This is a genomic window from Aquamicrobium sp. NLF2-7, from assembly GCF_022359935.1.
Lineage (GTDB): Bacteria > Pseudomonadota > Alphaproteobacteria > Rhizobiales > Rhizobiaceae > Mesorhizobium > Mesorhizobium lusatiense.
This window is the reverse complement of record NZ_JAKSED010000001.1, coordinates 1,427,205-1,449,154: the sequence shown is the minus strand read 5'-3', so window position 1 is coordinate 1,449,154 and position 21,950 is coordinate 1,427,205. Positions and strand designations below refer to the sequence as shown.

The 21,950-nt window shown below is 63.3% G+C and carries 26 protein-coding genes; 4 read left to right on the top strand and 22 right to left on the bottom strand.

Features of this window, described 5'->3' with window-relative positions:
- Nucleotides 1-38: 38 nt before the first annotated feature.
- Together MIC97_RS07085 and MIC97_RS07080 are read left to right on the top strand one after the other, a co-directional pair.
- Nucleotides 39-701, top strand: coding sequence for a DUF1007 family protein (locus MIC97_RS07085; RefSeq protein WP_239799442.1), 663 nt, complete (start codon nt 39-41; stop codon nt 699-701).
- Nucleotides 694-1,821, top strand: coding sequence for a nickel/cobalt transporter (locus tag MIC97_RS07080; protein ID WP_239799441.1), 1,128 nt, complete (start codon nt 694-696; stop codon nt 1,819-1,821). Before MIC97_RS07085 ends, MIC97_RS07080 begins: the two co-directional genes overlap by 8 nt.
- 4 nt (nt 1,822-1,825) lie before the next feature.
- Here the strand turns inward: MIC97_RS07080 and MIC97_RS07075 are convergent, their stop codons facing one another.
- The 6 genes from MIC97_RS07075 to MIC97_RS07050 all read right to left on the bottom strand — a co-directional run bounded on the left by MIC97_RS07075 (nt 1,826) and on the right by MIC97_RS07050 (nt 6,580).
- On the bottom strand, nt 1,826-2,029 hold the full coding sequence (locus MIC97_RS07075; protein WP_239799440.1) for a hypothetical protein: 204 nt from the start codon (nt 2,027-2,029) through the stop codon (nt 1,826-1,828).
- A gap of 49 nt (nt 2,030-2,078) precedes the next feature.
- Nucleotides 2,079-3,080, bottom strand: a complete 1,002-nt coding sequence (locus MIC97_RS07070; protein WP_239799439.1) for a cation diffusion facilitator family transporter — start codon at nt 3,078-3,080, stop codon at nt 2,079-2,081.
- 19 nt (nt 3,081-3,099) lie between these two features.
- On the bottom strand, nt 3,100-3,780 hold the full coding sequence (locus MIC97_RS07065) for a GNAT family protein (RefSeq protein WP_239799438.1): 681 nt from the start codon (nt 3,778-3,780) through the stop codon (nt 3,100-3,102).
- 95 nt (nt 3,781-3,875) lie between these two features.
- The gene (locus MIC97_RS07060; RefSeq protein WP_239799437.1) at nt 3,876-4,631 is read right to left on the bottom strand and encodes an SDR family oxidoreductase; all 756 of its coding nucleotides are present in this window, start codon (nt 4,629-4,631) and stop codon (nt 3,876-3,878) included.
- A 178-nt stretch (nt 4,632-4,809) separates the two neighbouring features.
- Nucleotides 4,810-5,544, bottom strand: coding sequence for a tellurite resistance TerB family protein (locus tag MIC97_RS07055; protein WP_239799436.1), 735 nt, complete (start codon nt 5,542-5,544; stop codon nt 4,810-4,812).
- Nucleotides 5,545-5,653: 109 nt separating this feature from the next.
- Entirely contained in the window at nt 5,654-6,580 is a 927-nt protein-coding gene (locus MIC97_RS07050; RefSeq protein ID WP_239799435.1) for a rhodanese-related sulfurtransferase, read from the bottom strand.
- 193 nt (nt 6,581-6,773) lie between these two features.
- Here MIC97_RS07050 and MIC97_RS07045 point away from each other — a divergent pair, with 193 nt between their 5' ends.
- Both MIC97_RS07045 and MIC97_RS07040 read left to right on the top strand, forming a co-directional pair.
- Nucleotides 6,774-7,649 (top strand): N-acetylmuramidase domain-containing protein, encoded by an 876-nt coding sequence (locus MIC97_RS07045; RefSeq protein ID WP_239799434.1) that lies wholly within the window; start codon nt 6,774-6,776, stop codon nt 7,647-7,649.
- Between the two features lie 74 nt (nt 7,650-7,723).
- On the top strand, nt 7,724-8,368 hold the full coding sequence (locus MIC97_RS07040) for a 2-dehydro-3-deoxy-phosphogluconate aldolase (RefSeq protein WP_239799433.1): 645 nt from the start codon (nt 7,724-7,726) through the stop codon (nt 8,366-8,368).
- Between the two features lie 122 nt (nt 8,369-8,490).
- Here MIC97_RS07040 and MIC97_RS07035 read toward each other — a convergent pair whose 3' ends face one another.
- The 16 genes from MIC97_RS07035 to MIC97_RS06960 form a co-directional block, all read right to left on the bottom strand.
- Nucleotides 8,491-8,775, bottom strand: a complete 285-nt coding sequence (locus tag MIC97_RS07035) for an SCP2 sterol-binding domain-containing protein (RefSeq protein ID WP_183831810.1) — start codon at nt 8,773-8,775, stop codon at nt 8,491-8,493.
- Nucleotides 8,776-8,933: 158 nt separating this feature from the next.
- Nucleotides 8,934-9,446 (bottom strand): hypothetical protein, encoded by a 513-nt coding sequence (locus MIC97_RS07030; protein WP_239799432.1) that lies wholly within the window; start codon nt 9,444-9,446, stop codon nt 8,934-8,936.
- A gap of 37 nt (nt 9,447-9,483) precedes the next feature.
- Complete coding sequence (locus tag MIC97_RS07025) at nt 9,484-9,897, bottom strand: hypothetical protein (protein ID WP_239799431.1); 414 nt, start codon at nt 9,895-9,897, stop codon at nt 9,484-9,486.
- Between the two features lie 9 nt (nt 9,898-9,906).
- Nucleotides 9,907-10,443: a rod-binding protein gene (locus tag MIC97_RS07020; RefSeq protein WP_239799430.1), complete on the bottom strand. Its 537-nt coding sequence runs from the start codon at nt 10,441-10,443 to the stop codon at nt 9,907-9,909.
- Between the two features lie 76 nt (nt 10,444-10,519).
- Nucleotides 10,520-10,903, bottom strand: coding sequence for a hypothetical protein (locus MIC97_RS07015; RefSeq protein WP_239799429.1), 384 nt, complete (start codon nt 10,901-10,903; stop codon nt 10,520-10,522).
- A 5-nt stretch (nt 10,904-10,908) separates the two neighbouring features.
- Nucleotides 10,909-11,661 carry a flagellar biosynthetic protein FliR gene (gene fliR / locus MIC97_RS07010; RefSeq protein ID WP_183831806.1) on the bottom strand — a complete coding sequence of 251 codons (753 nt, stop codon included), beginning with the start codon at nt 11,659-11,661 and terminating at the stop codon, nt 10,909-10,911.
- The gene (flhA, locus tag MIC97_RS07005) at nt 11,658-13,745 is read right to left on the bottom strand and encodes a flagellar biosynthesis protein FlhA (RefSeq protein WP_239799428.1); all 2,088 of its coding nucleotides are present in this window, start codon (nt 13,743-13,745) and stop codon (nt 11,658-11,660) included. The genes fliR and flhA overlap by 4 nt, the downstream gene beginning before the upstream one ends.
- 76 nt (nt 13,746-13,821) lie before the next feature.
- Nucleotides 13,822-15,468: an MFS transporter gene (locus MIC97_RS07000; RefSeq protein ID WP_239799427.1), complete on the bottom strand. Its 1,647-nt coding sequence runs from the start codon at nt 15,466-15,468 to the stop codon at nt 13,822-13,824.
- 228 nt (nt 15,469-15,696) lie between these two features.
- Entirely contained in the window at nt 15,697-15,963 is a 267-nt protein-coding gene (gene fliQ / locus MIC97_RS06995) for a flagellar biosynthesis protein FliQ (protein WP_239799426.1), read from the bottom strand.
- Nucleotides 15,964-15,993: 30 nt separating this feature from the next.
- A complete protein-coding gene (gene flgD, locus MIC97_RS06990; protein ID WP_239799425.1) occupies nt 15,994-16,428 on the bottom strand; it encodes a flagellar hook assembly protein FlgD in 435 nt (144 codons plus the stop codon).
- Nucleotides 16,429-16,430: 2 nt separating this feature from the next.
- Complete coding sequence (gene flbT, locus MIC97_RS06985) at nt 16,431-16,877, bottom strand: flagellar biosynthesis repressor FlbT (protein ID WP_239799424.1); 447 nt, start codon at nt 16,875-16,877, stop codon at nt 16,431-16,433.
- On the bottom strand, nt 16,874-17,221 hold the full coding sequence (flaF, locus tag MIC97_RS06980) for a flagellar biosynthesis regulator FlaF (protein ID WP_183831800.1): 348 nt from the start codon (nt 17,219-17,221) through the stop codon (nt 16,874-16,876). Before flaF ends, flbT begins: the two co-directional genes overlap by 4 nt.
- 15 nt (nt 17,222-17,236) lie before the next feature.
- Nucleotides 17,237-18,286 (bottom strand): flagellar hook-associated family protein, encoded by a 1,050-nt coding sequence (locus MIC97_RS06975; RefSeq protein ID WP_239799423.1) that lies wholly within the window; start codon nt 18,284-18,286, stop codon nt 17,237-17,239.
- A 2-nt stretch (nt 18,287-18,288) separates the two neighbouring features.
- Nucleotides 18,289-19,725: a flagellar hook-associated protein FlgK gene (flgK, locus tag MIC97_RS06970; protein WP_239799422.1), complete on the bottom strand. Its 1,437-nt coding sequence runs from the start codon at nt 19,723-19,725 to the stop codon at nt 18,289-18,291.
- Between the two features lie 27 nt (nt 19,726-19,752).
- Complete coding sequence (locus tag MIC97_RS06965) at nt 19,753-21,003, bottom strand: flagellar hook protein FlgE (RefSeq protein WP_239799421.1); 1,251 nt, start codon at nt 21,001-21,003, stop codon at nt 19,753-19,755.
- 100 nt (nt 21,004-21,103) lie between these two features.
- Nucleotides 21,104-21,772 carry a response regulator transcription factor gene (locus MIC97_RS06960; protein WP_183831796.1) on the bottom strand — a complete coding sequence of 223 codons (669 nt, stop codon included), beginning with the start codon at nt 21,770-21,772 and terminating at the stop codon, nt 21,104-21,106.
- Nucleotides 21,773-21,950 lie beyond the last annotated feature (178 nt).

Genomic DNA, 21,950 nt, shown 5'->3' with positions numbered 1-21,950 from the left:
CTCGGGCACGCAGCAAGACAGGGAACACGAACCTTCATATGTCCTTCAAACGCACAGTGCTGAAGGCCGGGGCCGCGATTGCCGCCCTGCTTGCATGTACGGTTCCCGCAAGCGTGCATCCGCATGTGTTCGCCGAAGCGCGGCTGGACGTGGTGCTTGGTCCCGATCACCAGACGGTGAAGGCGCTGCGCCATCTATGGCGCTTCGACGACCTGTTTTCCTCCACCGTTCTGATGGAGTTCGATGCCAATGCCGACCTGAAGCTCGACGCTGCCGAGCTGCAGGAGGTGGCCAACACCATCCATGCCTCGCTGGCCGACTTCAACTATTTCCAGCTCGTCACCGTGAACGGCAAGGATGTGAAGATGAAGCCGCCGGCCGCGATCATGGCCACTTTCGAGAACAACCAGCTCATCATCCTGTTCGAATCCGAGCCCGAGACGCCGATCCAGCTCGCAGGCGACATCCGTCTCGGCGTCTACGATCCCACCTTCTATACCGCCATCGACTTCACCGAAGACGCCAACATGGCCGTGGAGGGTTTGCCTTCTTCCTGCGTCCGCACAGTGATTCGTCCCGATCCGGATGCCGCCCTGGCCGAAAACCAGCAGACCCTGACCGAGGCATTCTTCAATGATCCGGCAGGCACCGACATGAGCAAGATTTTCGCGACCAAGCTCGAACTCAAATGCCATGCGTGAGGACCGTCCCTTGAACAAGATCTTCATACGCACAACGTTCGCCCTGCTGGCGGTCGCCTATATCCTGTCGCATTTCGCCGGCCATGCCCATGCGCAAAGCTCGCTCGGCATCGGCGCCAACGAAGCCGTCATCCCCTCCACCGGCATGTTTTCTGGGCTGATGATCTGGATCAACCAGCATCAGCAGGCGTTCTACCGCTCGCTGTCATCGGCCATGAAGGCGCTGCGCGACGATGGCGGGCAGGTGTGGATGCTGGTTGGCCTGTCCTTCGCCTATGGCGTTTTCCATGCGGCCGGACCCGGCCACGGAAAGGCGGTGATTTCGTCCTACATGCTGGCCAACGAAGTGGCGCTGCGCCGCGGCGTGGTGCTGTCCTTCATCTCGGCATTCCTGCAGGCGGCAACCGCCATCGTGGTCATGCTGCTTGCCTATTTCGTGCTGCGCGGCACGTCCGTGTCGATGACCAATGCCGCGCATTTCCTTGAAATCGCGAGCTATGTCTTCGTTACCGGCTTTGGCGCCTGGCTTCTGTGGAAGAAGGCGGGGCCGGTCGTGAGGCGGATGGTGGGAGTAGCCCCGGCCTACAGCCTTTCAGCAGCCAGCGCCGCGCACGTCCATCACGACGACCATGATGAGGCGCATCACCACCATCATGACGGCCATTGCAGCCACGGCCACCATACCCATGGCGATGCGCATCACCATCACCACGATCATGACCATCATCATGAGGAGGGCATGGTGTGCTCAAGCTGCGGCCATTCGCATGCCGTCGACCCGGCGCTTCTGTCGACGGACCGGTTCGACTGGCGCACCGCATGGTCGGCCATGGCGGCCGTCGGCCTCAGGCCGTGCTCGGGAGCGCTGATCGTGCTGTCCTTCGCCCTGCTGAACGGGCTGTGGATGGCGGGCATCCTGTCGGTTCTGGCGATGGCGCTGGGCACCGCCATCACCGTCTCGACGCTGGCCGTTCTGGCGGTGACGGCGAAGAACTGGGCGGTGCTGCTGGCCGGCGGCGGCAGGCTCGGCAACCGCATTCACGCCACGATCGAGATCGGCGCTGCCGCCTTCATCTTCCTTGTCGGCGTGACCCTTCTGTCGGCCAGCCTCAGCGTCTGAGGACTCAACCGTTGCCATTCTGGCGTCGCGAACGCAGCCAGAAAAACAGGAACGGTGCCACCAGAACGAGCCCGATGACGACGGCGCCCAGAACCGGCGATATGGCGCCGACCGCGATCATGATCTGCGGCACGAAATAAAGAAATGTCCCGAACACGGCCAGAATCAGGAAGGTGGCGATCGCCGTCTGTCTGGTTTCGCGGGTCATGGTCGTTCCTCGGTGGCGTGCGGCTGGCGCCAGCCAGCCATGTCAAACATCATGAACCCTGCTTTGCCACGTTGTGCTGCGAATGACCATGGTTTTCGTCCTCGTTGCCATGGCCGTCTGCGCAGCAACCGAGTTCCGTTTCGACCGTCGCATGGTCTACGCCGTGATCTGAAGCCAGCCTTCGCTTGATAGCCGCGACCGTCTCATGGGCGTCGGCTCCTTCGTCCAGCCGGGCGTGAAGCGTGGCCATATGCTTCGAGCCGTCGAGAGACCACAGGTGCACATGATGCACGTCGCGCAAGCCCGCGATATTGGCCGTGAGATCGGCCGCGACCGCGTCGCGGTCCAGCGTTTCGGGCGTGCCTTCCAGCAGGAGATGGGCAGCCTCGCGCATCAGCCGCCAGGCCGTGGACAGGATAATGACGGCCACCAGCACCGACAGGATCGGATCGATCGGGTACCAACCGGTGGCGATGATGATGAGTGCGGCGGCAATGGCGGCGACCGAACCCAAAAGGTCGCCCAGCACATGAAGGATGGCGCCGCGCATGTTGAGGCTTTCGCGGTCGCCGCCATGCAGGATCAGGAAGCCCGCAACATTGACCACCAGCCCGAGCGTCGCGACCACCAGCATCGGCGCGCCGAGCACCTGCGGCGGCTCCTGAAAACGCTGCCACGCCTCATAGACGATCCATATGGCAATGACGAAAATGGCAATGCCGTTGGTATAGGCAACCAGCGTCTTCACGCGTCCGAAGCCGTAGGACATGCGGGCCGTGGCCGGGCGTTCGGCCAGATGGAACGCATACCACGCCAGGCTGAGCGCCAGCGTGTCGGTGAGCATGTGTCCGGCATCGGCAAGCAGTGCCAGCGAATTGGTGAAGATGCCGCCCAGCGCCTCGGCGATCATGAAGCCGCCAGTCAGGCAGGCGGCGATCATCACCCGGCGCTTGTCGGTGGCGCCGCCATGGTCATGCGCATGGTTATGGCCGGCATGATTATGTGCCGCGTGACCGTGCGCTGTTTCGCCAACCTTGTGCGAATGGGCCATGCTCGCCGCCTTTCGAGGCTCAGGTGACGGCGCGGAATTCCTCCAGCCGCCGGATCTGTTGTCCGTCCACATCGAAATTGGACGGGTCCAGCCAGGAAATATAGGCGCTTTTCAGCGCCGGCCACTCCTTGTCGATGATCGAATACCATGCCGTGTCGCGATTGGCGCCCTTCACCACCATGTGCTGGCGGAAGAGACCTTCGAACGTGAAGCCGAAACGCTCGGCGGCGCGTTTCGAGGGTTCGTTGGCATTGTTGCACTTCCATTCATAGCGGCGATAGCCGAGTTCATCGAAGACATAGGAGGCGAACAGGAATTGCGCTTCGGTGGCGGCTGGCTTGCGCGAAACCAGCGGACCCCAATAGATGTTGCCGATCTCGGCCACGCCGTTGTTCGCATCGATGCGCATCAGTGTCTGGCGGCCGGCAACCTTACCGCTCGCCTTGTCGATGACGGCGAAGAAAAGCGGATCGGGGCTGGCCTCGGCCTTCTCCAGCCAGGGCTGGAAGGCGGCGCGATCCTGAGGCGGCAGTTCCGGCAGCCAGGCGAAGCGCGATCCGGCATCCGCGACGGCAGACGCCGCGAACAGTTCGTCGCCGTGGCGCGCGGCCTCCAGCGGCTCCAGCCGCACCGTGCGGCCTTCCAGAACCTTGCGCCCGGGGCGCGGTCTTGGCTGCCAGTCGCTCAGATCGTCTGCCATGCTTGCTTCCCTTCCTCTTTACGGTGAGGCTCACAGGAAAATGCGGGGGTAGGCAAGAACCAGCGCGATCCGGGACCTGTTCCAGGGCGAGAAGGTCAACCTCTGCCGACGAACGGCATTTTGGTTGCCATCACCGTCATGAACAGCACATTGGCATCGAGCGGCAGGCTGGCCATGTAGACGACCGCTTCCGCCACCCGCTGGACATCCATCACCGCCTCGACCGCCACGCTGCCATTGGCCTGCGGAATGCCCGCCGCCATCGGCGCGGCCATTTCGGTCAGCGCATTGCCGATGTCGATCTGGCCGCAGGCGATGTCGAAGGGGCGGCCGTCGAGGGCGAGCGTTTTGGTGAGCCCCGTGATGGCGTGCTTGGTGGTGGTGTAGGGAACCGAGCCCGGACGCGGCGCGTGCGCTGAGATCGAGCCGTTGTTGATGATGCGGCCACCCATGGGCTCCTGCCGGCGCATGGCGCCGAAGGCCGCGCGGGCGCACAGGAACGACCCGTTGAGATTGACGCCGAGAACCTCGTGCCAGCTTTCGACCGGGATTTCATCTATGGGGGCCGCCTTGCAGCCCATTCCGGCGTTGTTGAACAGAAGATCGATGCGGCCGAAAGCTTCGACCGCCGTGCGAAACAGGTTTTCAACCTGCTCTGGCGAGCTTACGTCGCAGGAAACGGCAAGGCCTTTTGCCTCGGTATCGGACGTTTCGGATATAGCCGCTTCCAGCGGTTCGGTGCGGCGGCCACAGAACACCGTGTTCCAGCCGTCACGCAGCAAAGCCTGCGCCACGCATTTGCCGATGCCGGAGCCGGCGCCCGTTACGATTGCTGTTCCCTTGATTGCCATGCTTCCTCCTCAGGACTGGCAGAGGGTTCGCAGAACCGGCGGCGCAAGGCAAGCATACAAAAGGGGCGATCATTCGCGATCGCCCCAATTTGCAGACAGCGTCCGGGAGGAGGAAGACGCGTCCGTCTGTTTCAAATGCTGCGCCCTGAAGGCTAACAACTGGTTAACGGCTGTGTTCTCACCACGGCGAGCCGGGAACCGGGGCCGGTTGCGGCGCGCCCGAGGAGGCAACCGTGGCCTCGATGTGATCGACAAGCTGGTCCGCAAGGCCAAGGCGTCCGGCCAGCAGATCGAGATAGCCGCGTTCGGCGCGGGTGTCGGCTTCGACGGCAAGGCGCGAGGCCGTATAGAGCTCCACTTTCTGCGCCTCGGTCCGGGCAGCCGCCACCAGCGCGTCGAGGTCGAGCGGCGATTCGAGCTCTGCCCTGAGGAAGCTCTCCGCGTCGGAATCGAGCCCCGAAAGGCTGAGCTTCTCGCCGATGCGGCGGCGCTCTTCATCGTCGATCCTGCCATCGGCCCTGGCGGCGGCGATCATGGCGCGCACCAGCGTCAGGGCGAATTCGGCTTCGCCCTGTGGGGCCTGTGACGGATGGAATTCGGTATCGGCGGGCGGGGGCAGCAGAACCTGTTCTTCAGCGGGTGTGGCCTCGTCCGGCTTCTTGCCGTTCTGGTAATTCTGGTAGGCCTTGTAGGCAAGGCCGCCAATGGCCGCCAGACCGCCGAGCTTCACCGCAGCACCACCGACCTTGCGGCCGGGACCAGTGCCAAGAAGCACGGCAGCGAGCGCGCCGGCGGCCAGAGGATTGTCCTTGGCCATCTGCACGGCCTGACCGGCCTTGTCCCGAACGGTTCCGGTCGTTCCGGGAATCTGCGAACCGAGCAGGTCGTCGAGAAGCTTCTTGGGGTCGAACATCGGCACCTCCGCTAAAGCCCATAGGGCGATTTCTGTCGCAGACAGGTAGGGCGGCAACCTTGTCATTACAATGACACGGAAGGAGCACCTATGCGAAAGGGGGAGGCAGTCAGCTTCCGATATGGTCCCTGCCGCGTCTGGCGGCCAGTTCCACCTGCCGCTGGCGCTCGGCATAGCGGGCGCGATCTTCCTCGGAGCGGCTGTCGTGGCAGTACTCGCAGGAAATGCCGGGGCTGTATTTCGGCGAGGCCCGCTCGGCGGGCGTCAGCGGATGGCGGCAGGCACGGCACAGTTCAGCCTCGCCTTCCACCAGCCCGTGCGCAACCGATACGCGCTCGTCGAAGACGAAGCATTCGCCTTCCCACAGGCTCTGTTCGGCGGGTACTTCCTCCAGATATTTCAGGATGCCGCCCTTGAGGTGGAACACCTCGTCGAAACCCAGCGACTTCACGAAGGCGGTGGCCTTCTCGCAGCGGATGCCGCCGGTGCAGAACATGGCGATCTTGCGGTTTTCCAGTTCGCCGCGGTGCTCGTCCACCCATTGCGGGAACTCGCGAAAACTGTCGGTCTGCGGATCGAGGGCGCGCCTGAAGGTGCCGAGCGCCACCTCGTAGCCGTTGCGGGTGTCGATGACCACGGTTTCCGGGTCGGAAATAAGCGTGTTCCACTCCGCCGGCTCGACATAGGTGCCGACGCTCTCCAGCGGGTCGATGCCTTCCACGCCCATGGTCACGATCTCGCGCTTCAGCCGCACCTTCATGCGGTGGAACGGCATTTCGGCGGCGTGGCTGTATTTGACGTCGAAACCGGTCAGCTCGGGCTGTGCATTCAGATGCTCGACCAGTTCGGCGATCGCTTCCGTGGTGCCGGCAACGGTGCCGTTGATGCCTTCGCGGGCCAGCAGCAGCGTGCCCTTGATGCCGCGCGCGCAGCAGAAGGCGGCCAGCGGCGCCCGCATCTCCTCGAACCGGTCCAGCCGGCAGAAGCGGTAGAGCGCGGCGACCCGGAAGCTTTTGGGATCTGGAGTTTCGTTCATGCGCAGGGCCTAGCGCTTACCGCGCGTGGATTCAAGATGTTCCGCTCGGCTCATGATAAGGCAAAAAGCGCCAATGCTTTCCGGTGTGCGGAAGGGAAACCGGCATTTTCCGGACGCGTTTTTATCCCCACCGTTCCAATCGCGCCGAAACTCGGGCCTGCCAATGGGAACCGACAGGGGAGCGCGCAAGCCAATGTTCAGCCAGGATGTCATCCGCGAAGCACAGGCCGCAGCACGGCAGGCCGGCATCACACCGGCTGCCCTTTTGGCTGTCATGGAAGTGGAAAGCGGCGGACGTCTTTTCGCCGTCGTGCATGGGCGCAACGAGCCGCTCATCCGCTTTGAAGGCCATTATTTCGACCGCCGCCTAACTGGCAGCAAACAGGCGCGCGCCCGCGAGCTTGGGCTCGCCTCCCCGCAGGCGGGCGCTGTGGCCAATCCCGCCACCCAGAGCGCCCGCTGGGCGCTGCTCGGCAAGGCCACGCAGATCGATGCCGGCGCCGCCTATGAATCGACATCATGGGGGATCGGGCAGGTGATGGGTTCGCACTGGCTGTGGCTTGGATATCCCAATGTGCAGGCACTGGTTGCCGAAGCGCGGTCGGGCGCGGCCGGCCAGATCCGGCTGATGGTACGCTATATCGACAAGGCGGGCCTGATTTCAGCGCTGAATGCGCAGGACTGGCCGGCTTTCGCGCGCGGCTACAACGGTCCCGGCTACGCGAAGAACGGCTATGACAGGAAGCTCGCCGCCGCTTATCGACACCATGCGGGAGGCGCGGGCACAACTGATGCCAACACTGTTCTGAAGGCCGGCTCGAAAGGCGAAGCCGTCCGGGAATTGCAGCAGCATCTGGCCGCGCTCGGCTATGGCATTGCGGCTGATGGGCTTCTCGGGTCGGCGACACAGGCTGCGCTGCGCCGCTTCCAGAAGGAGAAGGGTCTGGTAGCCGACGGCATCGCCGGGCCAAAAACGCTTGCGGCGCTGAAGACGGCCATTGCGCGCCCGACGTCGGGCTGGTGGTCCGCCATCAAGGCGGGGTTTTTCCGGCTGTTCGGGCTGTCCTGAGGCGATGGCTTCATAGACTTGACAAATCTGTCATGCTAAATCGGTTGAATTACTGATTTTGCTGAAAGATTGCCATGCCGAACAAGTCCGACAAGCTGATTGCCCTGCTCGCTGGCCAACCCGTCATCCCGGTGCTCAGGATCGCGGATGCGAAACGCGCAGTGCCGCTCGCGCGCGCGCTGGCACGAGGCGGGCTGCCGGCCATCGAGATCACGCTGCGCACCGACGATGCGGTCGAGGCCATCCGGCGCGTGGCCGGCGAGGTCGGGGAAGCGATCGTCGGCGCCGGCACCATTCTCGATCCCGCCCAGTATGAAGCGGCGGTGTATGCGGGCTCGCGCTTCATCGTCAGCCCCGGCATCACCAAGGAACTGCTGAAGGCATCCGCCGACAGCGACGTGCCGTTCCTGCCCGGGGCGATCACGCCGGGCGAGATCATGGCCGCCCGGCAGGCAGGCCTGAACTTCCTGAAATTCTTCCCGGCCGAGCAGGCGGGCGGCGCTGCCTTCATCAAGGCGCTGGCCGCGCCGATCGCCGATGTGCGCTTCTGTCCGACAGGCGGCGTCAGCCCCGCCAATGCCTCCACCTATCTCGGTCTGCCGAATGTCATCTGCGTCGGCGGCTCGTGGGTGGCGCCCGACGATCTGGTCGAAAAGGAAGACTGGGGCCGCATAGAGGAACTGGCGCGCGAAGCCTCCGGTCTGCGCAAGGCAGGCTGAACTGAAAGGCGCGGGCAAACGCCCTGCCATATCGGCTTGAAAGCAAAGAAGGCCCCGGTTGAACGGGGCCTTCTGTTTATCCGCAGCCTGTTGCGGGCCGGGGTGTTGGCCGTGCTGACCGATCAGCCGATCAACTGGCTGAGCTGCATGGCGATCGACATGTCGCCCTCTATCTTCAGCTTGCCGCTCATGAAGGCCATGGTCGGGTTCAGATCGCCGGCCAGCAGCGATTCCAGATCGTCGAGCGAGAGCTTGATGGTGCAGTCGGCCGGGCCGTCGGTGGTGGAGATGCTGGTGCCGTCGATGAGGATGACGCCATCGCTTCCGGTATCGAACTTCACCGACCGGTTAAAGCCGGCGCTCTCGACCTGAGACTTCAGCTTGTCCGCGATGTCCTGAACGCCCATGATTCTCTTCCCGTGATTTTGCGCCTGTGCGCTGTTGCGTTTGCCCGGACTGTGCCAAGCCTCCATACGGTGCGGAAGACCCGCGCCGTTTGCAGGTTTTATAGGTCAAAATTGACGTTTACGTCAACGTGATTTCGACGGTTTCTCCGCGCCGTATCTTATGGGGCGGCTTCCGGTGCCGGGTTGGTCTGTGCGGCGGGTTTGCGGCGGCGGTTGGGATGGTTACGGATTTCGTCCTTGGTCAGGAAATCCACCTGCTCTACCAGTACCTCATGAATGAGCTTTTCACCGACGCGGGCATTGATGGCCTCGCGTACGCCGTTGCGGAACTTGTCGATGTTAATTGGAGCCTGGCCGGTGAAATCGAGCTGGGGCGTTGAGTAGAGGTAGGAATAGACCTCATCGGTGATCAGGGCCGGCGCCGGCACGGAGAGCTTGTTCAGACGGGCCGGTTCGACGGTGAAGACCAGCCGCGCGATGAAATAGCCGTCGACCTTCGCGTCGCGCACCACCGGTACGGTGATGATGTCGGTCTTCACATAGTCGAGACCGCCGAACATTGCGGGGGCGGGCGCCGCATCGTCGCTCTTGCCGGAGGCCTGAAACGCGTAGAAGACAGCCCCCACCGTTGCTGTGCTGATCCACAAGGCCGAGACGACGAACTTTATCATGGCAGCACGGCAAGCCCCGTTCGCATGGCAAGCCTCGTCATGATTGCGCCCAGCCGAACTGGCCGGCGGAATAGGTGCCGTCGGCTTCCGCGTGCTGGATCGCGTCCTTCAACAGGTTCGCCACCTCGGTCACGGCATTGAGATGCGCCAGAATGGCGGCCTCGTTGCGCGCCAGCTTCTGGCGCAATCGCAGGAGCCCGTCGCGATGCTCGGCCATGGTTTCGGGCCGGCCGGCTTTCATCGCCCGGTTCAGCTCATAGAGGTAACGGCTCTTGCGGGCGTTGGATGCCTTGATGTCGAATGCGGGATCGGAGCGGATGGCTTGCGTCTCGGCCTCGACTGCTTCCTCGATGCGGCCGATTATGGCGGCGAGGCTGCCGGGTGCGGCGCCCGCGGCACCCATGTCCGACGGGCGGGGAAGGCCGGGGCTAAATTCGGAATACTCGTTCATGACCCTGCCTTACTTGCTGCGGGACTCTGTCTGGGTTGGGCTGTTGTCGCCAAGCGAGCGCATGACCCTCAGCTGAAGCTGGTGGACAAGCGATGACGACATGCTGAGCTGCGCGTCCAGCTCGGCCTTGCGCGGGTTTGCCGAAGCCGTGCCTGTCGCATCGGCCTGACCGGCGGCCATATAATGGGCCGACGCCAGGGTCTGGGCGATGCCGATGCCGCCGCGCGCGGCCACGACGTCTGCAATATTTTCTGACATGCGCGCCTTCCACATGTCGCCGGCCAGACCTTTGCCGAAAATGCCCTCGGCATCTTTCGGCAGCATGTTCTGGATGAAAGTCTGCAGGACCATGGCCTCGAACCGCCTGAAGCTGTCCGCTCCGTCGGCAGGCCGGGAGGCGCGGGCATTCCGGACACCTGCGACCTCGAACGGCGTGTCGCTTTCGCCGGCGCGGCTGAGCAGTTCGGCATGGGCCTTGCGGATGTCGGCCGTGTCGGCCGCCCGCGCCACATCGAGCACTATGTCGCTGGGGGGAGAGATCGCCAAGAAAAGAGCCTTCCACCGGTTTTCCTGCAAAAGATCATGACGCCGAAACCTTGCCGCAGGCTGACGTGCCGTTCGTTCAGCCGCGGGTCTGGCGCTGTTCGATGAGATCGAGCAGCGTGCGCTCTTCCATGTGGCGCTCATCGGCCCGCTGCGCCTGCCGGTGGGCGCGCTCCACGATGTTGGTGCGGGCGGTGGCCGAGGCAAGCTGCGCTGCCTCGGCGCTCGCCTTCTCACGCTCCGCATCGGCCCGCGCCAGCGCGTCGGAAATCCTGCGGTTGTACACTTCGGGAAAGAGAGCGGAGAGCGAGCCGGGCGCATCGAAGCCGGCCGCAAGCTCTTCTGCGTCCCGCTTCGCCGCTGCCGACGCTGCCAGATGCATGGCATGGCGCATTTCGTGCAAAGCGGTGAGTTGTTCCTGCACCTTGACGAGTTTTTTCAGGCGCTGGGTGCGCGGGGCCATGCGCGTTACCTTGCAAGGGTCATGCCGAGGAACCCGTCGGCGAACAGGGACAGCATGGTCGAGAAGGCGAAGTAGAACAGGATCAGCCCGCCGGCGACTACGAAGGGGAGCGATATGAAGTAGATCGGGATCTGCGGGGTCAGCTTGTTGACGAAGCCGATGGTGAGGTTAACCAGAATGGCATAGGCGATGAAGGGACTGCCCAGCCGCAGCACCAGAAAGAAGCTCTCCGAAACCGTGTCGGCCACGTCGACCAATGCCGATTGCGGGTTGAAGAAGACGTTCACCGGCGCGATCGAATAGGAGGCGACGAGTGCGCGGACTATTTCCAGATGGAAATCGAACACGAACAGCAGCAGCAGGGCCGACAGCGAGATGAGCGCGGCGAGCGGCCCCTGCGGGTCGGGTTCCTCGATGGCCGTGCCGCCCATGCTGTTGAAGCCCATCAGCATGGCGATGGCGGTGCCGATGAAGCGCATGGCTTCCATGTAGAGGCGGGTCAGTGCGCCGATCAGCCCGCCGATAAGCAGTTCGGAGACGATCATCGGCGCCAGCACGGAAGGGCGGGCATCGACAAAGGGATAGATGCGATCCCACAGGAAGGCGAGCAGCGCCATGGTGACGGCGATCGCCGTGAACAGGCGCACCTGCACCGGCACACGCACGCTCGAAAGGCCGGGCATCAGCATCATGCAGGCGCCGATGCGGCAAAAGGCGAGAAAGCCCGCCAGAATGGTGCTCTCGGCCAGAGCCGTCACGATATGGTTCCAAGCACCCTGATCTCGACGCCTCGGGCGATCTCGACATGGCTGAGCACAGGCAGGGTCGGGAACAGGCGTTCGATGATCATGCGCACATAGGGGCGCGCATCCGGCGCGGTGACGAGAACGAAGCGCTCGCCGGCTTCCAGATGCTTGCGGATCGCCTTGGTGGCGTCCTGTCCGAATTCTTCGAGCTGGCGCGGGTCGATGTCGAACTCGCGGATCTCGCCCTTGGCATCGCGCTTGAGGCTCTGGTGAAAGGCGAGGTCCCAGCGATTGCCGAGACGCAGCACTTTCAGCACGCCGCCTTCGGTGAGGTCGCCGCAGATCTGCTGCGCCATGCGGATGCGCACATGCTCGACGATCTGTTCGGTGCGGCGCACATGCGGCGCGATCTCGGCGATGGCCTCGATGATGAGGTGCAGGTTGCGGATCGACACGCGCTCGGCCAGCAAAAGCTTCAGCACCGCCTGCAGGCCCGGATAGGAGATGTGCGTGGTGCAGATCTCGTCGGCGAGCTTGCGGTATTCGGGGTCCTGCCGCTCCAGAAGCGCCTTCATGTCCTTGTAGGACAGAAGCTGCGGCAGGTTGTTGCGGATGACTTCGGACAGATGGGTGAGCAGGACCGACATGTTGTCGGCGAAGGCGAACTGCTCGCGCTTGAGGTCCTCGGCGAAGGTTTCCAGCACCGAATAGGCGCGCATTCCGAAGGCCGGCTCCTTCACTTCCTCGCCCGGAATTTCGGGAAGGTCGCGATTGCCGAGCAGCACCATGATCTCGCCGACACGGGTTTCGTATTCGGCCACGACAGTGCCGTGGATCTTGATCTGGTAGCTTTTCGGGGGGATGGCGAAATCGTCTGTGAGCCGGATTTCAGGAACGACGAAACCATACTGGGTGGCGAATTTCTTGCGCATCTTACCCATGCGGAAGGCGAGTTCCTGGTGCGAGGTCAGCAGCCGCGTCGAAAGCTGCTTGCCGACCAGAAGTTCGATCTCGGCGGTGGCAAGAGAAGCCTTGACCGAGTTCTTTTCCTCGTCGGCCTTGGCGGCTTCCTCGCTCTTGCGGGCAGCATCTTCGGCGGCCATCTCGCGCTTCTGGCGCATCGGGATCACATAGCCCAGACCAGCCATGGCGCCGGCCAGAACCATGAAGGGAAACAGCGGCAGGCCGGGCATGATGCCGAGCAGGGCAAGCAGCGATGCAGCAACGTAAAGCGCGCGCGGGTGCGCGCCGAGCTGGCCGAACACGGCCTGGTTGGCGGAGCCGCGCGTGCCGCCCTTGGACACCAGCAGGCCGGCGGCCAGCGAGACGATCAGCGCCGGAATCTGGGTGACGAGGCCGTCGCCGACCGAGAGCTTGATGAAGACGTCGGCTGCCTCGCCCATGCTCATGCCGTGGCGCAGATAGCCGATGGCGATGCCGCCGACGATGTTGATGGCGGTGATGATGAGGCCGGCGATGGCATCGCCACGCACAAATTTGGAAGCACCATCCATGGAGCCGAAGAAGGACGATTCCTCCTCCAGTTCGCGCCGGCGCAGCTGTGCCGTCTTGTCGTCGATGGTGCCGGCGGAAAGGTCGGCGTCGATCGACATCTGCTTGCCGGGGATGGCGTCGAGGGTGAAGCGCGCACCCACCTCGGCGATGCGGGTGGCGCCCTTGGTGATGACGATGAAGTTCACCACGATCAGGATCAGGAAGACGATCAGGCCGATGACGAAATCGCTCGACATGACGAGTTTCGAAAAGCCGCTGATCACATGGCCCGCCGCGTTGGTGCCCTCATTGCCATGCGAGAGGATGACGCGGGTGGTGGCGATGTTGAGCGACAGGCGCAGCATCGTCGCGATCAGCAGGATGGTGGGGAAGGACGAGAAGTCGAGCGGGCGCTGGATCCACAGCGCAACCATGAGGATCAGCACCGACAGGGCAATCGAGAAGGCGAGGCCGATGTCGATGAGGAAGGCCGGGATGGGCAGGAACAGCACTGCCAGAATGATGACGATGCCGAGCGCGAAGAAGACATCGCGCCCGTTGCGGGCCGTGCTCCCCGTCGAAATGGTTTCGCTGATCGCCATGGTCTGCCGTTGCCACCCTTGCGCAAGTTCTCTGTGAAACTAGCCGCTCAAACTTGCGCGAGGGTGGGGCGCAGGGTCAGTGCAGGTCGATCGGCCCCTTCGGCGTGACGATGGCCTGCTGGGCGCTGGTCTGCCGCTCGATCAGGCGGCGCACGCGTGGCCTTTCCGTGCCGCTGTGCAGGGCGCGGATACGTTCCGAAATCGCGGCATCGGCGAAGGTGGCGCGAGTGTTGTGGCGCACATATTCCAGCCAAGTCGGCGTATGGTAGCTTTCCATCCAGATGTCGGGATTTTCGAGATCGCGCGCCAGCGTCCAGTTGCGTGCGCCGTCGCGGCGGCGGATGCGCCCGCGCTCGGCCATCAGCTCGATGAACTCCGGCAGATCCTGCTCCTGAATGACATATTCGATCATGATGGCGATGGGGCCGCTGCGCGGCTTCAGGTCGAGGGACAGCAGCGGCTCGGTCCAGCGGTTGAGCGGATCGAGGTTCATGGTGGTCAGTTGCGGCAGGGGCACGGCAAAGCCGATGGCGCCGCCGGCGAGCATGGTCAGCGATGACGCAATCAGGGCCGTCTCCACGCCATGCGTTTCGGCGACCACGCCCCAGATCCAGCTTCCCAGCGCGATGCCGCCGAAAGTGGCCATCTGGTAGATGGAGAGGGCGCGACCGACCACCCAGCGCGGGGTCGACATCTGCACCGTCACGTTGAAATGCGACAGCGCCAGCACCCAGCAGGCGCCGCCGATCAGCAGGCCGGAGGCGGTCAGCCAGGCATAGGAGCTGAGTGCTGCGGTGAGCGCGCAGATGGCGAAGCCGACGAAAGCGCAACGCACCATCACCTCGCTCGACAGCATCTGGCGCAGGCGACCGCTGATCAGCGCGCCGCCGACGGCGCCAAGTCCGAATGCGCCCAGCATGATGCCGAAGGTAAGCGGCCCTCCCTGCACCAGATCGCGCGCGACCAGCGGCAGGAGGGCGAGAATGGAACCGCTGGTAAAGCCGAAGGTGGAGGAGCGCAGCAGCACCTTGCCGATATTGGGCGACATGGCGACATAGCGGATGCCCGCTCCCATCGCGGCCCCCAGCGTCTCGCGCGGCAGCTTGGAGGCGGGCAGGTTCGGCTTCCAGCGGGCAAGGACAGTCAGCAGGGCGATGTAGCTTGCGGCATTGACGGCGAAGGCCGCCGCGGCACCGGCCGCGGCGACGATGATGCCGCCGATGGCGGGACCGACCGAGCGGGTGAGGTTGAAGCCCATGGAGTTCAGGGCCACCGCTGCCGGCAGGTCTTCGCGCGGCACCATATCGCCCACCGAGGCCTGCCATGACGGGTTGTTCAGAGCCGTGCCGCAACCGATCAGGAAGGTGAAGGACAACAACAGCCACGGCGTGATGAGGCCCTTATAGGCGAAGATGGTGAGCAGAACGGAGACGATGAGCATGAAGCTCTGCGCCACCAGCATGACCCTGCGCCGGTCGAAGCTGTCGGCGATCGCACCGCAGGCCAGGGAAAACAGCATGATCGGCAGCGCCGTGGAAGCCTGAACAAGGGCCACCATATCCGACGAGGTGGTGATCGAGGTCATCAGCCACGCGGCGCCCACGCTCTGGATCAGGCCGCCGAAATTGGAGGCGAGGCTTGCTGTCCATACCGCACGGAATATTCCGTGCCTGAAAGGGGCGAGAGTGGAGCTTCGGTGGGTGTCGTGTTCGTCGTCGATCACTCGTTACGTTCCGCCGTGAGGCGGACCTTTTCAAAATCCGGGTTGCCCATGGCCGAATATATTGGGCGCAAATCGTTTCGGAGAAGTATGTTTCTAACATGGGCGCGTCGCGCCGCCGTGTCCAGTCTCGCCATGCGTGGACCGGTTCCGGAGAGCGAACTGGCACAGAAGGTTCGGACGAGAATCCGAACGCAAAGAAGCTGCTTTCGCGTCTTTCCCGGAAAGGCTCTAGAAGCCGTTCTCGACGCGTTCGAAAATGACGTTGGCAAAGGCCGAAATCTGGCTGCCGACGAAGGGTCCCGAGAGCGCCACCACAAGCATGATCGCCACGATCTTGGGCACGAAGGTCAGGGTGATTTCCTGAATCTGGGTCAGGGCCTGCACGAGCGCGATGCCGATGCCGACGACCATGGCCACAAGCACCACGGGCGCGGAGGCGACAAGCACCGTCCACACCGCATATTGCATGATGTCGAGCGCATCGGCTTCGTTCATGGCAAAAGCCCCGTCATGAGGGCGATCCGTTCAGGTCGTGGCCGGATCGGTATCGCCTGCCGGCGGCGCCGTGATGCTGATGCCGGGACCGACCAGAACCTGCTCTCCGGATTCCAGAACGGCCACCATGCCGTCGCTGAAGAGGCGCACTTCCTTGACGATGCCGGAAACCTCACCATCAAGCGAACTGATGGAATGCCCGATCAGGCTGGTCGCCTGCGACAGGCTCGACGCCTGCAGGATCTGGTCCAGCTTGGTGTTGGCCTGCATGGATTGCTCGACCTGCGAGAAGGTGGCGAGCTGGGCCACATACTGGGTGGAATCCATCGGCTGCGTCGGGTCCTGATTCTTCATCTGCGCGATGAGCAGCTTCAGGAACGAGTTGTAGTCCACCATGGCCTTGGACCGGGCCGAGGACGACTGGTTGGCGCCGGCAGGAATTGATGTGGTCATATCGACGTTCATGGTCAGCGTGCTCCCATGGCCAGCGGTTCGAAATCCCGCAGTTTTTCCCGGTCATTGCCGCCCTGCAGGGCGGCCTGCTCGGCCGGATAGAGTGAGCGTATGGTTTTCAGCGCGCCGTAGACGTCGCCTTCTGCGACCATACGGTCGACCTGCTTGAGGTGGGCCAGGATGTGCTCGTCCCCGAAACTGGCCAGCAGAAGCGGCAGCGACTTGCGGAACATGTCACGCGCGTCGGGGGCACCTTGCGGGTTCATCAGCATGACCTGAAGAATGAAATAGATCTGGCGCAGGGGCGTGCTGGCGTCTTCCGGCTGAAGCACGTGGTTTTCCAGCAGGAACTGAGCATCGTTCATGATCTCGATGGAGACCTTGCGGTCAGGGCGGATCACCGCGCCATTGATGTAGAGCTTCTCATTCGCCTTCAGGGACAGCTTGAGCGTGCTTTTCATTGGATGCCATCCCGGATGATCTGGGAGATCTCGATAATGCCCTGAAAATCGCTGGTGCGGCCCTGCCTGATGTCCTCGGCCTCGCGCAGCACCCACATGCCGATCGAGATGAGATTGGCGCGCAGTTCCTTCGGCAGGGCATTTTCGCCGGAGCCGAGATCCTCAAGCAGCGTCGCCCAGATACGTGCGGTGAAATGCAGCGCCTCCACGGCTTCGCGCGATTCCGCGCCGGCCGCGGCTGCGGCCGTCAGCATGTCGATCGACCGGCTGAGCAGCTGGCGCTCGCGGTCTTTGGCATCGGCCACCGAGTCGGTCTGAATGTCGGCGTAGGAGAATTGATACATCGCGAATTCGCCCCGTCAGGTGAGGTAGTTCAGCAGGCTGAGCTGGTTGATGCGCGCCGTCAGCGCGAAGGATGTCTGGATATGGCTCATCAGATCGTTGACGCGGTTGGCGGCCTCGTACGGGTCTATGCCCTCCAGTGCGATGATGTGCTTCTCGAACAGATCGATCTGGGTGTTGATGCGGGTGCTGGCATCCGATACGCGGTTCTGGATGATGCCGGTCTGCGATTGCAATTGCCCGAGATCGGCAATCGCTTCGCCGGCAAGCGCCTGCGCGCGCGTGGCGACGGCCATTTTGGCTTCCTGCGACAGGTTGCCCGAGAAAGCCTCGAAGGCGAGCGTCGCGGCCATGGCAACCTTGCGCAGACCCTCGTTGTTCGCGCTCACCGAGGTCTGCGTGGTCTCGTTCAGGGCTATGCGGCTGACGATCGCCTGATCCGTCGCGCTCGACCAGTTCGCTTCCCAGCCCGCACCCATAAACTGCGGTTCCACCACGCTGGTCATGAATGTTTCGATATCGGCGGCGGAAATGCCGGCGGCGGCGGGATCGTCCTTGGTGAATCCGAAATGGCTGAGGAAGGCGGCATCGAATGCGGCTTTGGCCGGCGAGGAGGATGACGTGTAGTCGTCGAGGGGACGAACGTCGGTGTTGGTGCCGGCAAACAGATATTCGCCATTCATGCTGGCGTTCAGCAATGTGGACAGCGATTGCAGCGTGGTGCTGCCGCTCTTCGATGTCACGCTGTCGGATGCATCGCCGGCGACGGCCACGGTCAGCACGTTCACGAGGTTCTGCGTTGCCGATACGATCTGGCCCAGCGAATCCTGCGTGGATTTGAGGCGGGCGGACACCAGGGCGTTGGAATCGACCAGCGCGTTCAGCCGGTCGAGGTCGCGGTGAAAATTCACCGCCTGCGCGCTTCGGGCCCCCAGCGCCAGCCCGGTATCGGCTACCTTGCCGGTGTCCATCTCTTTCTGGGCTTTGACCAGATCGACCTGCATGCGCATCTGCGAATAGCGCATCGCATTGGAGATGGCGGCTGATGAGACGGAAACTGCTTTCATGGTCAGACCGCGTTCAGCAGGGTTTTCAGCATTTCGTCCACCGTGCTGAGCAGACGGGCGGACGCCTGATAGGTGTGCTCAAGATCGAGCATGAGCGACATTTCGGTGTCGATGTTGACGCCGGTGGCATTGGAGAGCGCTTCGGCTGTGCGCGATGCCAGCGCCTCTTTCGTATCGGCCTGCGTGGTTGCCTGCTGGCGCGCATTGTCCAGCCAGCCAATGGCGCTGGCCGAGTAGGCCGTGACGCTTGAAGACGCCGTGATGCCCGAGGCTGGGCTGAACGTCATCGGCTGGTCGAGCCGGTCGCCAAGCGCAATCAGCCGGTCGGCGAAGGATGCAGTGCCTGCCGTGTTCGCAACATAGCCGGCGCCATTGGCTCCACCATCGCGCAGCAGGGTGACGTTGCCGCCCTTTTCGGGATCGAAGGCCGCATTGACCGAAATCTGCCCGGCAAGGCCGGTGACAAGAGTGCCGGGGACGCCTGGCGCGCCGTTCCATGTGAACAGACCAGCAGCGTCGGGAAGGGGAGGCGCGCTTTCGGCAAAGGCGCTGATGAGGCCGCGCGCGATCTCGTCGAGCTGCGCCTGCATGGTCACGCTGGTGCTGTCGCGCAGTTGCAGCAGGCCCGCGAGCTTGCCCGATGCCTCATCGGTGCCGGCGGAAACCGGCACATTGTCGATATAGACCGTCGAGCCGGCCATGCCCGGCGAATAGGCTGCCGATGGTGCGAAAGAAACGGGGCGCGCCACCGTTTCGAACATGGTGATGCCGTTCGTGGTGGTGATCACCATGTCGTTGTCGGCGCGCATATGCGTCGTCACCGGCACATGCCCGGCAATTCTCTTCAGCAGGGCGTCGCGCTTGTCGAGCGCATCCGACACATCGGTTCCCGTGCGGGTCCCGGAGACGATGGCCTTGTTGACGTCCTCGAACTGCGCCAGCAACTGGTTGAGTTCCGAGACCGAGGCGGCGATCTGGCTGTCGGCTTCGGCCCGGAAGGCCTGTATGGCCTGCGTGCCGTTGTTCAGCGAGCGCACGGCCTGTTTTGCCGCGTCAACGACGGTTGCGCCGACATTCGGGTTGGACGGCGTCGTTGCATAGAGCTGCAGGGCATTGTGCAGCTTGCCGATGGCGCTGGAGGCCGACGAGGCGTTGTCGACGCCGTTGACTGCAAGTTGCAGCCGGTCGAGCCCGCTGGCCAGCGTGCTTTGTCCGCTCCAGGCCGAAATGGCGGTGATGTTCTGGCGGAAGAGCTGCTGGTCGACGGCACGCTGGATGGTGACCATGCGCGCGCCGGGCGCGGTGCTGACAACCACGCCGGTGCGGCGCGCATAGTCGGGGTTCGACGCATCCGCCACATTCCGCGTGACAACGCTGGTCTGGCGCGACGTGGAAAGAAGCGCAGATTGAGCGATGCTGAGTGCGGATGAAAGTGACATGCTGCGGTTTTACGGCTGACGCCGCCTTTATCTCTTGAGGTTGACGAGAACGTCCATGAGTTCCGAGCCGGTCTGGAAGACCTTGGAATTGGCCGTGTAGCTGCGCTGCGCGGCGATCATGTCGGTCAGTTCCTCGGCGATATCGACATTGGAGTTTTCCAGTGCGCCCGAAACGATGGACCCCCGCGTCTTTTCATTGGCAAGGCCGATGGTGACATCCCCGGACTCGCCATTGGCCGCGAACACGTTGCCGGGCAAAACGGTCAGACGGTCGGGGCTCGGAACCTCGGCCAGCGGAATGGAGAACAGCTTTTCGATCGTGCCGTTGCCATAGATGGCCGACACAACGCCATCCTTGCCGATCTCGATCTTCTCGATGGCGCTGCCGGCATAGCCATCGGCGTTCTGCACGACCGACGGCTGGGTGCCGGTCTCGGTCATCTGGGAAAAGTCGAGATCGATGGCCTGTCCGCTCGGCAGGGACAGGGACAGCGGCGTGACAGCCGGATCGATGGCTCCCGTTACCGGATCGAAGGTCAGGTTCGTGGTGCCCAGCGCGCCGGAGGAATAGGGAAAGCCGCCGCCCGGAGCCGCATCGGCGCGGTCGAAGACTGCGACCTCCCATGTGCCGGCGCCGGTGTTGGTGAAATGCACATCGAGGATGCGCTGGGTGCCCTGCGCATCATAGACGACGAGCGAGGAGCTCACCGTGCTTTGCGCCGACACGCCGTTCGCAGACGGCAGGTTGGCCGGCGGCACCGGAGTGGAGCCGGTGGGTATGCTGCCCTGAAAAGCGCCTTGCGTGGTGGCCTTCGCCGGGATCTCGCCTTGCGGAACGGCGACGGGAACGAGGCTGCCATAGTCGGCCGAACCGGATGCGGGCGTAAAGCCGTAGGGGTAGGCCATAAGCTGGAAGCCGGCCGCATTGACCAGACGGCCCTGACCGTCAGGCACGAAGGCGCCGGCACGGGTCAGGAACTTGGTGCCGCCGGGATCCTGCACGACGAAGAAGCCGTTACCGTCCACGGCAAGGTCGGAGGCGGAGGTGGTGTATTTGTGGATGCCCTGCTGGCTGATCGAATTGATCACCGTGGTGGTGACGCCGCCCGATGTATAGCTGCGCCCGGTGTTGGGCATGACCATCGACGAGAATTCGGTCGAAGCGCGCTTGTACCCAGTGGTGTCGGAGTTGGCGATGTTGTCGGCGGTCGTGGCCAGCTTGCTCGACTGGGCCGCCATGCCGGAAACGCCGGTACGCATCATTCCGTAGAGGCTCATTGAGACGTCTCCTCAGGTCCACCTTGTGTGGCTGGCAGGATAGACCGTCTGTCTTGCGCGAAGCTGGCGCGGACCTGACCTTGTGTCGCGCCTTCGTGCCTCACAGAACCAGCCGGTAGCCAAGGAAGCGCTTGGACTCGATGGGGTCGTGCCCCAGCCTTTCCCGCAGCTTCTTACGCAGTTTGGATATGTGGCTTTCGACCACGTTCTCCTCCACCTCGTCATCGAAGATGCCGTAGATGGCGTTGAACACCTGGGTCTTGGTGACGCGGCGGCCGCTGTTGGCGGCCAGATATTCCAGAATGCGGCGCTCGCGGCGCGGCAGCGGCAGGGGCTGGCCGTCGATCTCGGGATCACGCCCGTCCATGAAGATGCGCATCCGGCCGACTTCGGTGTAATCGGGCTCGGTTTCGGCACGGCGGCGTATGGCGCTGATGCGCGCCAGAATCTCGCGGATGTGGACGGGTTTGCGCACCACATCATCGACGCCGGATTCAAACAGCTTGAGGGTATTTTCCAGTGAATTGTGTTCGCTGAGCGCGATCACCGGAGCGCCGGTACGGCCACGGATCTGGCGCGGCGATACGCTGCCTTCGCGGCAATCACCGATCAGGAAAGCGCTGACGGAGCGGAGGTCGTCTTCCCGCGCACTCGTCACCCACTCGTCGAAGTCGTCCGGCGCGAAGCCCGTGCAGGCAACGCCTTCCCTGTCAAAAAGTGAGTTGAAACCCGCAGTTACGAGTTCTCGTTCGTCCACGACAACGATCATCGGCCCGCCTTCCGAATCAATTTCAATAACCCCAAAAAAAGGGTTAACGGCCGGCCTGATTCCTGACCAACCTTCAATTTTTGCGACCATAATTTTGGGGAGTGATAAACGCTGGGGTTGTGGCGTTATTTTTGGGATTTTGACCCGTTTCAGCACAGTTTCGACCAGAATGCCCTGA

Excerpts from the sequence above, each read along its gene's own strand:
- MIC97_RS07045 (WP_239799434.1), top strand. The coding sequence starts at position 6,774 with ATGTTCAGCCAGGATGTCATCCGCGAAGCACAGGCCGCAGCACGGCAG.
- MIC97_RS07080 (WP_239799441.1), top strand. The coding sequence starts at position 694 with ATGCGTGAGGACCGTCCCTTGAACAAGATCTTCATACGCACAACGTTC.
- flaF (WP_183831800.1), bottom strand. The coding sequence starts at position 17,221 with ATGTATCAATTCTCCTACGCCGACATTCAGACCGACTCGGTGGCCGAT.
- MIC97_RS06960 (WP_183831796.1), bottom strand. The coding sequence starts at position 21,772 with ATGATCGTTGTCGTGGACGAACGAGAACTCGTAACTGCGGGTTTCAAC.
- MIC97_RS06975 (WP_239799423.1), bottom strand. The coding sequence starts at position 18,286 with ATGAAAGCAGTTTCCGTCTCATCAGCCGCCATCTCCAATGCGATGCGC.
- MIC97_RS06965 (WP_239799421.1), bottom strand. The coding sequence starts at position 21,003 with ATGAGCCTCTACGGAATGATGCGTACCGGCGTTTCCGGCATGGCGGCC.
- flhA (WP_239799428.1), bottom strand. The coding sequence starts at position 13,745 with ATGGCGATCAGCGAAACCATTTCGACGGGGAGCACGGCCCGCAACGGG.
- MIC97_RS07040 (WP_239799433.1), top strand. The coding sequence starts at position 7,724 with ATGCCGAACAAGTCCGACAAGCTGATTGCCCTGCTCGCTGGCCAACCC.
- MIC97_RS07060 (WP_239799437.1), bottom strand. The coding sequence starts at position 4,631 with ATGGCAATCAAGGGAACAGCAATCGTAACGGGCGCCGGCTCCGGCATC.
- fliQ (WP_239799426.1), bottom strand. The coding sequence starts at position 15,963 with ATGAACGAAGCCGATGCGCTCGACATCATGCAATATGCGGTGTGGACG.
- flbT (WP_239799424.1), bottom strand. The coding sequence starts at position 16,877 with ATGAAAAGCACGCTCAAGCTGTCCCTGAAGGCGAATGAGAAGCTCTAC.
- MIC97_RS07065 (WP_239799438.1), bottom strand. The coding sequence starts at position 3,780 with ATGGCAGACGATCTGAGCGACTGGCAGCCAAGACCGCGCCCCGGGCGC.
- MIC97_RS07055 (WP_239799436.1), bottom strand. The coding sequence starts at position 5,544 with ATGTTCGACCCCAAGAAGCTTCTCGACGACCTGCTCGGTTCGCAGATT.
- MIC97_RS07015 (WP_239799429.1), bottom strand. The coding sequence starts at position 10,903 with ATGGCCCCGCGCACCCAGCGCCTGAAAAAACTCGTCAAGGTGCAGGAA.
- MIC97_RS07070 (WP_239799439.1), bottom strand. The coding sequence starts at position 3,080 with ATGGCCCATTCGCACAAGGTTGGCGAAACAGCGCACGGTCACGCGGCA.
- MIC97_RS07025 (WP_239799431.1), bottom strand. The coding sequence starts at position 9,897 with ATGAACGAGTATTCCGAATTTAGCCCCGGCCTTCCCCGCCCGTCGGAC.
- MIC97_RS07050 (WP_239799435.1), bottom strand. The coding sequence starts at position 6,580 with ATGAACGAAACTCCAGATCCCAAAAGCTTCCGGGTCGCCGCGCTCTAC.
- flgD (WP_239799425.1), bottom strand. The coding sequence starts at position 16,428 with ATGAACGTCGATATGACCACATCAATTCCTGCCGGCGCCAACCAGTCG.
- MIC97_RS07030 (WP_239799432.1), bottom strand. The coding sequence starts at position 9,446 with ATGATAAAGTTCGTCGTCTCGGCCTTGTGGATCAGCACAGCAACGGTG.
- MIC97_RS07075 (WP_239799440.1), bottom strand. The coding sequence starts at position 2,029 with ATGACCCGCGAAACCAGACAGACGGCGATCGCCACCTTCCTGATTCTG.
- MIC97_RS07085 (WP_239799442.1), top strand. The coding sequence starts at position 39 with ATGTCCTTCAAACGCACAGTGCTGAAGGCCGGGGCCGCGATTGCCGCC.
- MIC97_RS07035 (WP_183831810.1), bottom strand. The coding sequence starts at position 8,775 with ATGGGCGTTCAGGACATCGCGGACAAGCTGAAGTCTCAGGTCGAGAGC.
- flgK (WP_239799422.1), bottom strand. The coding sequence starts at position 19,725 with ATGTCACTTTCATCCGCACTCAGCATCGCTCAATCTGCGCTTCTTTCC.